At 66.5% G+C, this 12,108-nt stretch carries 12 protein-coding genes; 4 read left to right on the top strand and 8 right to left on the bottom strand.

The window, feature by feature from the left end; all coding sequences use genetic code 11:
• The first annotated feature begins 18 nt into the window (after positions 1–18).
• Positions 19–864 (top strand): NRDE family protein, encoded by an 846-nt coding sequence (locus HWX08_RS17040; protein ID WP_069256884.1) that lies wholly within the window; start codon positions 19–21, stop codon positions 862–864.
• A 20-nt stretch (positions 865–884) separates the two neighbouring features.
• Here the strand turns inward: HWX08_RS17040 and HWX08_RS17035 are convergent, their stop codons facing one another.
• From HWX08_RS17035 to HWX08_RS17020, 4 genes are all read right to left on the bottom strand, one after another.
• A complete protein-coding gene (locus HWX08_RS17035) occupies positions 885–1,325 on the bottom strand; it encodes a GNAT family N-acetyltransferase (RefSeq protein WP_069256885.1) in 441 nt (146 codons plus the stop codon).
• Between the two features lie 41 nt (positions 1,326–1,366).
• Complete coding sequence (locus tag HWX08_RS17030) at positions 1,367–2,326, bottom strand: alpha/beta hydrolase (RefSeq protein ID WP_069256886.1); 960 nt, start codon at positions 2,324–2,326, stop codon at positions 1,367–1,369.
• A gap of 210 nt (positions 2,327–2,536) precedes the next feature.
• Positions 2,537–3,016: a PaaI family thioesterase gene (locus HWX08_RS17025; RefSeq protein ID WP_069256887.1), complete on the bottom strand. Its 480-nt coding sequence runs from the start codon at positions 3,014–3,016 to the stop codon at positions 2,537–2,539.
• Positions 3,013–3,327: a Dabb family protein gene (locus HWX08_RS17020; protein ID WP_027787175.1), complete on the bottom strand. Its 315-nt coding sequence runs from the start codon at positions 3,325–3,327 to the stop codon at positions 3,013–3,015. Before HWX08_RS17020 ends, HWX08_RS17025 begins: the two co-directional genes overlap by 4 nt.
• Before the next feature lie 117 nt (positions 3,328–3,444).
• Between HWX08_RS17020 and HWX08_RS34770 the strand changes: the two genes are divergently transcribed.
• Both HWX08_RS34770 and HWX08_RS17015 read left to right on the top strand, forming a co-directional pair.
• The gene (locus HWX08_RS34770) at positions 3,445–3,759 is read left to right on the top strand and encodes an Arm DNA-binding domain-containing protein (protein ID WP_367648826.1); all 315 of its coding nucleotides are present in this window, start codon (positions 3,445–3,447) and stop codon (positions 3,757–3,759) included.
• Between the two features lie 231 nt (positions 3,760–3,990).
• Positions 3,991–4,911: a recombination-associated protein RdgC gene (locus HWX08_RS17015; RefSeq protein WP_174920525.1), complete on the top strand. Its 921-nt coding sequence runs from the start codon at positions 3,991–3,993 to the stop codon at positions 4,909–4,911.
• A gap of 71 nt (positions 4,912–4,982) precedes the next feature.
• Here HWX08_RS17015 and HWX08_RS17010 read toward each other — a convergent pair whose 3' ends face one another.
• Positions 4,983–5,513, bottom strand: a complete 531-nt coding sequence (locus tag HWX08_RS17010; RefSeq protein WP_174920524.1) for an isochorismatase family protein — start codon at positions 5,511–5,513, stop codon at positions 4,983–4,985.
• A 779-nt stretch (positions 5,514–6,292) separates the two neighbouring features.
• Here HWX08_RS17010 and HWX08_RS17005 point away from each other — a divergent pair.
• Positions 6,293–8,419: a glucosidase family protein gene (locus tag HWX08_RS17005; RefSeq protein ID WP_174920523.1), complete on the top strand. Its 2,127-nt coding sequence runs from the start codon at positions 6,293–6,295 to the stop codon at positions 8,417–8,419.
• Between the two features lie 166 nt (positions 8,420–8,585).
• Here HWX08_RS17005 and HWX08_RS17000 read toward each other — a convergent pair whose 3' ends face one another.
• The 3 genes from HWX08_RS17000 to pncA form a co-directional block, all read right to left on the bottom strand.
• Positions 8,586–9,986 (bottom strand): sensor domain-containing diguanylate cyclase, encoded by a 1,401-nt coding sequence (locus tag HWX08_RS17000; RefSeq protein WP_069256891.1) that lies wholly within the window; start codon positions 9,984–9,986, stop codon positions 8,586–8,588.
• A 261-nt stretch (positions 9,987–10,247) separates the two neighbouring features.
• The gene (locus tag HWX08_RS16995; protein ID WP_174920522.1) at positions 10,248–11,426 is read right to left on the bottom strand and encodes an acetyl-CoA C-acyltransferase; all 1,179 of its coding nucleotides are present in this window, start codon (positions 11,424–11,426) and stop codon (positions 10,248–10,250) included.
• A 48-nt stretch (positions 11,427–11,474) separates the two neighbouring features.
• Positions 11,475–12,107, bottom strand: coding sequence for a bifunctional nicotinamidase/pyrazinamidase (gene pncA / locus HWX08_RS16990; protein WP_174920521.1), 633 nt, complete (start codon positions 12,105–12,107; stop codon positions 11,475–11,477).
• Between the last annotated feature and the right edge of the window lies 1 nt (position 12,108).

The raw sequence follows: 12,108 nt of genomic DNA, 5'->3' as shown, positions 1-12,108 counted from the left end.
CTGCGAGAGATTCGCCCGATGTGTCTGATCGCCTTCGACTGGCAGCCCGATACCGCCGCCGGTCCCGTCTTTACCCTCACCGCCAACCGCGACGAGTTCTTCCGCAGAACGAGCGCGCCGCTCTCGTGGTGGGAGGATGTACCGGGCGTGCTGGCCGGCCGCGATCTCGAAGCGGGCGGCACGTGGCTCGGTGTATCGCGCGACGGCCGTTTCGCCGCGCTGACGAACTACCGCGCGCCGTTCGACATCCGCGCGGGCGCGCCGACCCGCGGCAAGCTCGTGTCCGATTTCCTCGGCGGCCCGTCAGTCGCGCCGCTCGACTATCTCGGGCAGCTCGCCGAGCATGCGGCCGTCTACAACGGCTTCAACCTGCTCGTCGGCGACTGGCGGCGGCGTGAGCTCGCGTGGTTCTGCAACCGTGCGCCCGAAGGCGAAAGCAGTGTCGCGGCGCCCGTCGCAATTGCACCCGGCGTGCATGCGCTGTCGAATGCGCGGCTCGATACGCCCTGGCCGAAAGTGGTACGCAAGCGCGCCGAACTCGGCACGCTGCTCACCGACAATCCGACCCCATCGCTCGACGAGCTGATCGCGCTGATGCGCGACCCGCATGTCGCGGACGACGATGCGCTGCCGCACACCGGCATTCCGATCGAGCGCGAGCGTGCGCTGTCGGCCGCGTTCATCGAAACGCCCGAATACGGCACGCGAGGCACGACCGCGCTGCGGGTCACGATGAAGGAAGGCGTGCGGCTCACGGTGGAAATCAAGGAGCGCTGCGACGACGACGGCTCGCACCGCACCGTCCGCCCGGGCACGTTCGAACGCGCGTTCACGTTCGACCTCGACGCGACGCCGCCGCGCTGAGCCGGCGAGCGTGCGCCGCGCTACGGCGCGCGCGCCATCTCGACGTGCGGTACGCCGGCTTCGACGAACGGTTCTCCGACCGCCGCGAAGCCGTGCCGCAGATAGAACGACACGGCCGAATCCTGCGCGTAGAGCCGCACGACGATTTCGCCGCGGCGCCGCGCCGCATCCAGCAGCGCATTCAGCACGGCCGAACCGACCCCCTGCCCGCGTGCGTCGGCCAGCACGGCCACGCGACCGATCGTGCCCGACGGCAGCAGCCGCCCCGTCGCGACGGCGCGACGCGCGCCGGTCGACGCATCGATCCGGTACGCCACCGCGTGCAGCGACAGCGGATCGTCGTCGTCGAGTTCCCACTCCGGCGGAATCTGCTGCTCGCGCACGAACACCGCGTCGCGAATCCGCGCGGCGTCGCCGCCCAGTACCGTCCAGTCACCCGTTTCCACTAGGCCGTTCGTCATCGCAACTCCCAAGCGGCGCGTGCGCCGTCAAACACCCGACGTCAGATGTCGTCGAACGCGGCCTTCAGCGCCGCGACCGCGTCGGCATGCGCGGCCCGTACCTCGGGTACGTAGCCGCCCATCTTGAAGAATTCGTGGATCATCCCCGGATAGCAGACCAGCGTGACCGCATTGCCGGCCGCGCGCAACTTCTGCGCATAGGCGGCGCCCTCGTCGCTCAGCGGATCGTATTCGGCCGTCGCGATCCACGCCGGCGCGACGCCCGCGAACGACGGCGCATCGCGCGTGCCGTCGAGCGGCGCGAAACGCCAGTCGTCGCGGTCCGCCCGGTCGCGCACGTACTGCGTGAAGAACCACTGGATCGTGTCCTGCGTCAGCAAATAGCCGCTCGCGAGCCGCGCATGCGATGCGGTGTCCTGGTAGCCCGTCACGCCCGGGTAGATCAGCATCTGCAGCGCAAGACGAATGCCCGCGTCGCGCGCGAGCACCGCGCAGACGGTCGCGAGCGTGCCGCCCGCACTGTCGCCGCCCACGGCCAGCCGTTCGGCATCGATGCCGAACGTCGCGGCCTCGCGATGCAGCCATTGCAGGGCATCGTCGGCATCGTTCACCGCGGTCGGGAACCGGTGCTCGGGTGCCAGCCGGTAGCCGACCGACAGCACCGCGCATTGCGCATCGTGCGCGAACATCCGGCACAGCGCGTCGTGCGTATCGACGCTGCCCACCGTGAAGCCGCCGCCGTGGTAGTAGACGAGCGCCGGCAGCGGTTCCGCGAGGCTCGGCGCGACCGGCAGATACAGCCGCGCCCCGATGGTGCGGCCGTCGCGCGTCGGCACGACGCATTCCTCGACCGAATGCATCGGCGCCGGTGCGACGTCGAGGATCGGCGCGCTCTTCTCGTACGCGGCGCGCGCCTGCTGCGGCGACTGGTGGTGGTAGGACGGGCGTTTCGCGCGCTCGATCATGTCGAGCACCTGGGCGATCTTCGGATTCAGCGGCATCGGTAAGGACGGCGCCGGTGCGACGCCGTGAACGGACAAGCGTCACATGATGCCACGCCCACGCCGCGCAGGCGCGGCATGCGTGTCGCGCCTGCGCGGCCACCCCGGCTCCGTCGCGAAATGCTTTTCGCTTTTCGGCGTACGCGCGCGCTTCGCACAAACGAAACGGCCCTGCCGATGTAGCGGCAAGGCCGTGCGCCAAGTGCTTGATTACGCGTCGCTCGGGCCGGGCTGGGCGTCCGGCGCCGTGCGCGAGCGTTGCCGCTTGATGTCGCGGCCGACCGCGAGCCGCCGCATGTACTTGAACGTGCCGAGCGCCTTCGCGACGAAATTGCCGTCGCTGTCGCGCACTTCGCCTTCGCAGTAGGCCATCGTCGTCGACCGGTGCATCACGCGCCCGTAAGCGCGCAATTCGCCGCGCCCCGGCTGCATGAAGTTCACCTTCATCTCGACCGTCACGACGCCGATGCCGTCGTCGGTCAGGCTGCGCGCCGCCATCGCGAGCGCGATGTCCGCGAGCGTCATCGTCACGCCGCCGTGCGCGATGCTCCACGTGTTCATGTGCCTGTCTTCGAGCGGCAACACGATCTCGCTCGCCCCGTCCTTCGCCGACACGAGCTGCACGCCGAGCAGGTCGACGAACGGACTTTCGATCGACGGGCCGTCCGTCGGGGTTGCCGCGTCGCTCATCGTGCGCTGTCGACGATGTAGTCGACGCATTCGCGCGATTCGGCCACCGCGACGACGAATTTCTTCACTTCCTGGTGAACCGGGTGCACCTGGTACGCGTCGAGCGCGGCCTTGTCCGCGAAATCGGACACGAGCACGATGTCGGCGGTCGCGTCGAGGCCCGGCGTCGCCACGCCGACGTCGATCTGCAGCGTGCCCGGCACGAGGTCGCGGCAGCCTTCGAGCTTTTCCTTCAGCTTCAGCGCGTTCTGCGCGCGTGTGGCGCCTTCGGCCGATTCCTTCAACTTCCACATGACGATATGTCGGATCACTTCGGTTGCTCCTGTTCGTTCTGGTTCGGCGACTTGCCTGTCACCCTTGCCAATCGGGGATCTTACGCCCTTCCGCCGTTCGCTTGCATTCGCAGGGAATTGGTCCGGCTGTGAAAGATGCGGGTGATAAAGCGGGTATCGTTCCGATCAGCCGAAGACGATACCTGCTTTCTCACCGTGCCATTTGACGACGTCAAGATCCGGCAAGCAAAGGTGGACGACAAGCCTATCAAACTTGTCGACTTCGATGGACTGGATCTGTGGGTGAAGCCGTCCGGCTCCCGGCTCTGGCGACACAAGTACAGAACGAGTCCTGTCGGCGCGTATCAACGAAGGCAAAGAAACTTTTCGAGCACTCGGCGACGAGTGGCTGAAGAAGAAGCGGACGACGTGGACCGAGCGGCACTTCGGCGAGAATCCGCCCATATTTGAAGCCGATGCGTATCCGTAGGAAACGCCCCATGCGCTCGGTCGCCGCACACGATCTGCCTCCTTTGACGGACCGTGGCGAAGCGCATGGCTTCCTTTCCGTGGCAATTTTGTCGAGCGACACCCACCTACCCAGCGCGATAACCACCAACAGTCCGCCCCATCCCCCGACCGACCAAATCCGCACCGCAAGCATCACCGTCATATAGAATGGAGCGCTTTGCCCGTCCTCCTATGTGGTTCAAGAACCTTCAGCTTCATCGTCTTCCTGCACCTTGGGCCGTCACCCCCGATCAGATGGAAAAATGGCTGGCGCCTTACGCGTTTCAGCCGGGTAGCAGCATCGAGATGCAGCGCTTCGGATGGGCGTCGCCGCGTTACGACGATGCACTGGTGTATTCGATCAACCGGCAGATGTTGCTGACGTTCCGTGCCGAAAAGAAGCTGCTCCCGGCGTCGGTCGTCAATCAGGTGACCAAGGCCCGGGCACTTGAAATCGAGGAACAGCAGGGCTTCAAGGTCGGGCGAAAACAGATGCGCGAACTCAAGGAGCAGGTGACCGACGAACTGCTCCCGCGCGCGTTCACCATTCGCCGCGATACCCGCGTGTGGATCGATACGGCAAACGGCTGGCTCGTCATCGATGCCGCCGCACAGGCGCTTGCCGACGACGTTCGCGGCCTGCTCGTCAAATCGATCGACCAATTGCCGCTCGCCGGTGTTCAGGTCGCGCTTTCGCCGGTTGCCGCGATGACGGACTGGCTGTTGTCCGGCGAGGCGCCGGGCGGCTTCAGCGTGGACCAGGATGCCGAGTTGCGCTCGAGCGGCGAAGGCGGCGCCACGGTGCGATACGTCGGCCACGCGCTGGAAGCGAACGACATGCGCCGGCACATCGAAGCCGGCAAACAATGCATGCGCCTGGCGATGACCTGGGACAACCGGATCTCCTTCGTGCTGACGCCGTCGCTGACGATCAAGCGCGTGACGCCGCTCGACGTGATCAAGGAAGCAGCGGATCCGACCGCACAGAACGACGCGGAACGCTTCGACTCGGATGTCACGCTGATGACCGGTGAATTGGGGCGGATGTTGACCAGTCTCGTCGATATCCTGGGTGGCGAGCGGCTCGACGCGGTTCATCAGGCCGCAGCCTGAACGCCGTCGCGGCCGAGAAACGTCGCCCCCACGCGGGGTGAGGTTTCGAACCGCCGCGCCGGCGCCGCCACTCATTTGATCAGGCGCAGCACATCGCGAAAACGCGGATGCCGGCTGGAGCCCAGCCATTCGAACCCGATCATCTCGACCGTCGCGATTTGCGCCCCCGCCGCCCCGAGCCGGGCAATCCCAGCATCCCGGTCGGTCGTCCTGCGCGACCCCACCGCATCGCCGACCACCGTGACTTCGCGGCCGCTGCGCAACAATCCGAAAGCCGTCTGCAACACGCACACGTGTGCCTCGCAACCGGCGACGATGACGCTATTGCGCCCGGCCGGCAATGCATCGACCAAACCCTCCGCGCATGCGTCGAAATGGTCCTTGACGACGGTGCTCGAACACAGCGCCTTGATGTCCGGTACGTTCCGGCCCAGCTGAACGGGGCTCTGCTCGGTACCCATCACCGGCACGTCGAGTATCTGTGCAATACGGGCCAGCCGGACAGCCTGCATGACGACCGCTTCGCCTTCGTGAATCACCGGCATCAGCCGCGTCTGAAAATCAACCAGTACGACTACCGAATCGTCGGGTACGTGCAGCACGGCGCATTCTCCGGAGTGAGCGCGACGTCAACCGCCATCGAGCATCGATGATGGGTCGCTTTGTCGCAAAATCGTCGGCCCCGCCAAAACGGATATCGAATCGCATCAACGGCCGACTGCGTCAATTCGATAAGCAGAGGCAAGCCCGAGCCTACCAAACTTGCCGACACTGTTGGCACGATCGCAGGAACGTCGTTTGCTCCCCGCCCGATATCGCCGAGTTCACCGCATTCCGCGCGTTCCATTTACACCGCCCGAGACACGGCGACTGGCGAACCGCCACGATTCGATGCCGGTTCGGAATCAATCACTCTTACGGACACCGATTACCACTCGGCCCCCGATAAACCTGATAATCGGCGCGCCTTCCATTAGCTCACTAATTCGCATATTTTACCGACCAGGCAAGCAATAATTGCAACTCCATTTCAGAACATTATTCGAATTCCATCAAATCAACATTGACTTCGACTTTATCCAAACTTTAGAATCCCCTGCAACGACTTACGTTTCTTTTTCCACGCCGCGCACGTACTGGTGTCGGCACGGCACCGAGACGCCGGCAGAGAAGTCCTTCATGCCCAGCCGGGGCAGCATCTCCTTTTGTTTTCGATTCCGGAATTAACTACCAATCAATTATTCCCCTTCAATTCACCCCAGAATCACACCCGGATTAATTCAATAATCTCCGGGAATGCTGCAAATCCAGACGAGGCAGACCGAGCAGCGCTCGTTCAATCATTCTCATAAAGATCGCCAGTCATCAGGAGGGACATGATATGCATCGCTTCGCGAAATCGCTGTGTACGGGTTTCATCTGCGCCGGCCTGCTAGCGGCCTGTAACGGCGACGACCTCAATTCGAACACCCCGCCGTCGAACACCGCCGCGCTGTCGTTCCGCATGGACACCGGCGGCCAGATCAACGCGTTCTTCCGGCAGGACAAGGTCGCCGCGCACCTGCTGGTGCGTTCGTCGACGAAACCGCGCCTGCTCGTCGTCTTCCCCGCCGGCAACAGCGGCACCGGGCTGTGGTTCGACGACACCGCGCAGCCGGTGAACTGGAGCCTCGACACGCCGCCGTCCGCGCTGTCGGCGCCCGACACGCACGGCCGTCCGCTGTACGGCATCGGCGCCGACGTGTCGGTGGATACCAACACGCTGACGATCCGGCAGAGCGTGCTGAGCAACGTGCGCTTCCTGCGCGATTTCAACGGCGGCGCACCGATTCCGCAGCAGATCCTCACCGCGCCGACTGTCCAGGGCAGCGCCGCGCAATGGCAGCGCGACCGGATCGACGGCGCACCAGGTTATTCGCTGCGCATCACATTGCGCGACGGCGGCAGCATCACGCCGGCAGCGGGCGGCAAGCTGGTGCTGAACGCACCGGCGGGCTCGCGCACGCTGAAGCTGCACGTCGACGCGCTGTCGGGCGAGACGCCGTTGTCGCCGATCACGCGCGCCGACCTGCTCGCGCCGTCGGTGAACCCGGACCCGGTAAGCCAGAACGTGCTCGAATTCCTGAGTTTCCACGACAAGCTGCTGGCCGGCTCGTGGCAATACGACACCTACTTCGGCCGCGACACGCTGATCTCGGTGCGCATGCTGATGCCCGTGCTGGAGCCCGCGGCGATCGAGGCCGGGCTGTCGTCGGTGCTGAGCCGGCTGTCGGCGGACGGCAAGGTCGCGCACGAGGAAGGTATCGGCGAATTCGCGCTCGTCGACAACCAGAAGAACGGACGGACGAACGATCCGACGCCGACTTACGACTACAAGATGATCGACAGCGACTACCTGCTCGCGCCGATCGCGGCCGCGTGGCTGATCGACGATACGCGCGGCCAGGCCCGCGCGGCCGCGTATCTGGCCCAGCGCGGCAGCGACGGGCAGACCAACGGCAGCCGTCTGGTCGTCAACCTGCTGCACGTCGCGACGACCGCGCAGCCGTTCGCGCAGCAGCCGTCGGTCGCGAACCTGATCCACCTGCGGCCCGGCGAGATCGTCGGCAACTGGCGCGACAGCACCGACGGGCTCGGCGGCGGCGTGTACCCGTACGACGTGAACGCGGTACTCGTACCGGCCGCGTTGCGTGCGGCGAACGCGTTCCTCACGCGCGGACTGCTCGATCCGTACCTGGATGCCGGACAGCGCGCGACGCTCGCCAACACGGCAAGCCAGGCGGCCACGTGGGAAACCCAGGCGCCGCCGCTGTTCCAGGTCAGCGTGCCGGCCGCGCAGGCAGCCGCCGACGTGTCGGCCTATGCGCCGTCCGCGGGCGTGCCGGCCGGCGCCGCACCGGGCGCACCGCTGACGTTCTACGCACTGTCGCTCGACCAGCAGGGCAATCCGGTTCCGGTGATGAATTCGGACGGCGGCTTCGCGCTGCTGTTCGGCACGCCGCCCGACGACGAGCTGCAGCGGATCGTCGCCGACGTCACGCGGCCGTTCCCGACCGGGCTCGTGACCGATGCCGGCATGCTCATCGCGAACCCGGCGTATGCGAACCAGGCGCTCTGGCCGAAATTCACGAGCTCCGCGTATCACGGCACGGTGATCTGGTCGTGGCAGCAGGCGATGTGGGTGGCCGGGCTCGATCGCCAGCTCGCGCGCCAGGACCTGTCGGCCGCGACACGCACGCTGCTCACGCAGGCGCGGCAGACGATCTGGCAGGTGATCTCGAACGGACGCGACATGCGGACGTCGGAGATGTGGACGTGGTCCTACGTGAACGGCAAATACCAGACCGACGCATTCGGCACGCGCAGCGCAGACGCGACCGAGGCGAACGCGGCGCAGCTCTGGAGTACGACGTATCTCGCGATCCGCGATCCGCAGCAACGCGCGGGCAAGTTCTGGTGGCAGGCGTCGCAGCAGACGCAGGATGCGACGGCCCTGGCGGCGCGCTGACGCATCGCCGGCCACCTGCCGGGCGTCGTGCATGCCAAAGCCCCGGGAGCGTTACCGCCCCCGGGGCTTTGGCAGACATTGAAGCGATCGGCGCCGCTTCCGCACGACCATGTTGCCGAATGTCCTGCGTCCGGTCACCGGTGCCCGCGTGCCGCACCAACCGGCGTCACCGCGACACGACCCGGTTCCGCCCTTCCCGCTTCGCCTGGTACAACCGTTCGTCGACCACGCGCAGCAGCGCATCGACCGTGCTGCCGTCGGCCCCGTATTGCGCGACGCCGACGCTGACCGTCACCTGCACGCGCTTGAAATCGAGCCCGAACGGCGAACTCGCGATCGACGAACGCACGCGCTCGGCCGTCATCCGCGCGCCTTCGAGCGGCATGTCCGGCAGCAGCGCCATGAACTCCTCGCCGCCGACCCGCGCGAGCCCGCCGGACGGGCGGATCGCGTCGAGACACTGGCGCACGACGCCGCGCAGCACTTCGTCGCCGATCTGATGCCCGTACGCATCGTTGATGTGCTTGAAATTGTCGAGATCGAGCGCGAGCAGGCAGAACGGCGTCCCGTCGCGCTCGGCCCGCACCATCTCGCGCTCGACCTGCGCGATGAACTGCCGGCGGTTCGACGCGCCCGTCATCGGGTCGGTGGCAGCCATGTATTCGAGCTTCTGGTTCGTGCGCCGCAGCTCCTGCAGTGCGCTCTCGGTGCGCGCCATCGATTCCGACAGCCGGCTCATCAGGTCTTCCTGGCTGTAGATCGCCGAAAACGAGCGGGTCGTCTGCAGCGCCTGCACGACGCCGTAGCTGAGCAGGAAGAAGCCGCACGCGAAAATCGCGTGCGCGAGCCACCACATGTGATTCCACGGCTTGCCGAGGATGAACGCGAGCGACGACAGCGCGAACGCCATGATCGACACGCCATAGATCACCATCAGCGGCGAGCGGATGCGCCGCGCGAGCAGCACGGCGACGTTCAGCAGCGAGAACACGAGCGCGCCGCCTTCCATCGACAGCCGCGTGCCCGGCGCGCCCGCGACGGGCGAATACGCGATGAACGCCACGACCCCATTGACGATCACGAAGAACACGACCCACGGCAGCCACGTCCGCGCACTCGTGCGCTTGTCGAGCCGATCGGGCGGACGCGAATACGACAGCAGGCCCGTGAGCAGCAGGATCGCCATCACGAGCCGCGACGCGGGCCCGTACAGCAGGAACAGCCAGATATTGTGATGCGCCATCCCGGTGAACGCACCGTGCAGCGCATAGATCATCGCGAAGCCGAGAAAGCCGAGTGTCAGCCAGCGCAGCAGCGGCTCGCCGGACGACCGGTAGCACACCCACGTCACGTAGGTGACGAACGCGCCTTCGAGGGTCGCGGCCGCGATCGCGATTTCATGGAATGCGTGGTTCTCGAACACGACGTGCGGGTCGCTGAAGAACCACAGGTAGGCGATCAGATAGGCGGGCAGCAACGCGAATCCGACTAGCAGGCATTTCGCGTAGAGCCTCGCGGCCGCGCTGACGACGCGCGGCGGTTCCCCGGCTGCATAGGTCGTACTCATTCGGTCCCCGGTCGGTCTGCTGCGTTGGTTCGAACCTTCGCGGCACGGATCGCGTAATGCGCGATCCTGCCCATCGTGCCGAAAGGCAAATGTCAGAGCTAGTATAGGTGGGGCAATTCGTTTGACAAGTAAGGGGAAACGGCATTGCCGGGCGCATGCCGTCTGCTTCCCGATGGTTTCGAATGGCGCCGGTCGCGCCGATTCGCGTCGCGGCCGCCGGCTTCGCGGGAGCGAACCCCGGCGGCCGCCACCTGCCGAAGATCAGAGGATTTCGAACAGGCCGGCCGCACCCTGGCCGCCGCCGATGCACATCGTGACGACCACGTACTTCACGCCGCGCCGCTTGCCTTCGATCAGCGCATGGCCCGTCAGGCGCGCGCCCGACACGCCGTACGGATGGCCGACTGCGATCGCGCCGCCGTTCACGTTCAGGCGGTCGTCAGGAATCCCCAGCGTGTCGCGGCAGTACAGCACCTGCACCGCGAACGCTTCGTTCAGCTCCCACAGGCCGATATCGTCGACCTTCAGCCCCGCCTGCTTCAGCAGCTTCGGCACCGCGAACACCGGGCCGATGCCCATCTCGTCCGGCTCGCAGCCGGCCACCGCGAAACCGCGGAACACGCCGAGCGGCTGCAGCCCTTCGCGCTGCGCGGCGTCGGCACGCATCACGACGCACGCCGACGCGCCGTCCGAGAACTGGCTCGCGTTGCCGGCGGTGATCACGCCGCCCGGCACCGCCGAGCGGATCTTCGACACGCCCTCGAGCGTCGTGTCGGGGCGGATCCCTTCGTCGGCCGAGACCGTCACTTCCTTCGTGAACAGCCGGCCCGTCGCCTTGTCGGCGATACCCGCGAGCACCGTGATCGGCACGATCTCGTCGCGAAAGCGCCCGGCTTCCTGCGCGGCCGCGGCGCGCAGTTGCGACTGCACGCCGTACTCGTCCTGCCGCGCCTTCGAGATGCCGTAGCGCTTCGCGACATTCTCGGCCGTCTGCAGCATGTTCCAGTAGATCTCGGGCTTGTGCTGGGCAAGCCAGCCTTCCTGGATCATGTGGTGGTTCATCTCGTTCTGCACGCACGAGATCGATTCGACGCCGCCTGCCACATACACTTCGCCTTCGCCCGCGATGATCCGCTGCGCGGCCAGCGCGATCGTTTGCAGCCCCGACGAACAGAAGCGGTTCACCGTCATCCCCGGCACCGTCACGGGCAGTCCCCCGCGCAGCGCGATCTGCCGCGCGATGTTCGCGCCGGTCGCGCCTTCGGGGTTCGCGCAGCCCATGATCACGTCCTCGACGCGTGCGGGGTCGAGCTTCGCGCGTTCGAGCGCGGCCGCGACCACGTGGCCGCCGAGCGTCGCGCCGTGCGTCATGTTGAAAGCACCGCGCCAGGATTTCGCCAGCGGCGTGCGGGCGGTCGATACGATTACGGCTTCGGTCATGCGAGTCTCCTTCGGTCCTGCTTGTACTGAATCGAATGGGGGGATGCGCTACGCCGCCGGGCGCGCGCCCGCGGACGTCACATGCGCGACGCCCGCTGCCTGCATCTGCTGCCACGCGTGGGCGAGCGACCCGTTCAGGTCGATCGCACGGCACGCATCGTTGATCACCGCGGCTTCGAAACCGGCCGCACGCGCATCGAGCGCCGACCACGCGACGCAATAGTCGGTCGCAAGCCCGCAGCACCACACGCGCTTCGCACCGAGCTCGCGCAGATAGCCCGCGAGCCCCGTGCGCGTCGTGCGGTCGGCTTCGACGAACGCGGAATAGCTGTCGACCTGCGCGTCGCCGCCCTTGCGGATCACGAGCCGCGCATGCGGGACGTCGAGATCGCGATGCAGCGCCGCGCCGTCGGTGTCCTGCACGCAGTGCACGGGCCACAGCACCTGCTCGCCGTACGGCAGCGCGAGCGTCGAGAACGGCTCGCGTCCCGGATGGTTCGCCGCGAACGACACGTGCTCGTGCGGGTGCCAGTCCTGCGTCAGCACGACCTGGTCGAAGCGCTGCGCGAGCGCGTTGATCACCGGCACGACCGCGTCGCCGTCCGGCACCGCGAGTGCGCCGCCTGGCATGAAGTCGTATTGCACGTCGATCACGAGCAGGACGTCGTCGGTGCGTTTCATT

Origin of the sequence: Burkholderia metallica, assembly GCF_902832845.1 — a bacterium.
GTDB classification, from domain to species: Bacteria; Pseudomonadota; Gammaproteobacteria; order Burkholderiales; family Burkholderiaceae; genus Burkholderia; species Burkholderia metallica.
This window is presented reverse-complemented; position numbering and strand designations above follow the sequence as displayed.

What these genes read in the sequence shown, in the direction of transcription:
- HWX08_RS17025 (WP_069256887.1), bottom strand. Translation starts at nt 3,016, where the DNA reads ATGAGCGACGCGGCAACCCCGACGGACGGCCCGTCGATCGAAAGTCCG.
- HWX08_RS17005 (WP_174920523.1), top strand. Translation starts at nt 6,293, where the DNA reads ATGCATCGCTTCGCGAAATCGCTGTGTACGGGTTTCATCTGCGCCGGC.
- HWX08_RS17030 (WP_069256886.1), bottom strand. Translation starts at nt 2,326, where the DNA reads ATGCCGCTGAATCCGAAGATCGCCCAGGTGCTCGACATGATCGAGCGC.
- HWX08_RS17015 (WP_174920525.1), top strand. Translation starts at nt 3,991, where the DNA reads ATGTGGTTCAAGAACCTTCAGCTTCATCGTCTTCCTGCACCTTGGGCC.
- pncA (WP_174920521.1), bottom strand. Translation starts at nt 12,107, where the DNA reads ATGAAACGCACCGACGACGTCCTGCTCGTGATCGACGTGCAATACGAC.
- HWX08_RS34770 (WP_367648826.1), top strand. Translation starts at nt 3,445, where the DNA reads ATGCGGGTGATAAAGCGGGTATCGTTCCGATCAGCCGAAGACGATACC.
- HWX08_RS16995 (WP_174920522.1), bottom strand. Translation starts at nt 11,426, where the DNA reads ATGACCGAAGCCGTAATCGTATCGACCGCCCGCACGCCGCTGGCGAAA.
- HWX08_RS17035 (WP_069256885.1), bottom strand. Translation starts at nt 1,325, where the DNA reads ATGACGAACGGCCTAGTGGAAACGGGTGACTGGACGGTACTGGGCGGC.
- HWX08_RS17000 (WP_069256891.1), bottom strand. Translation starts at nt 9,986, where the DNA reads ATGAGTACGACCTATGCAGCCGGGGAACCGCCGCGCGTCGTCAGCGCG.
- HWX08_RS17040 (WP_069256884.1), top strand. Translation starts at nt 19, where the DNA reads ATGTGTCTGATCGCCTTCGACTGGCAGCCCGATACCGCCGCCGGTCCC.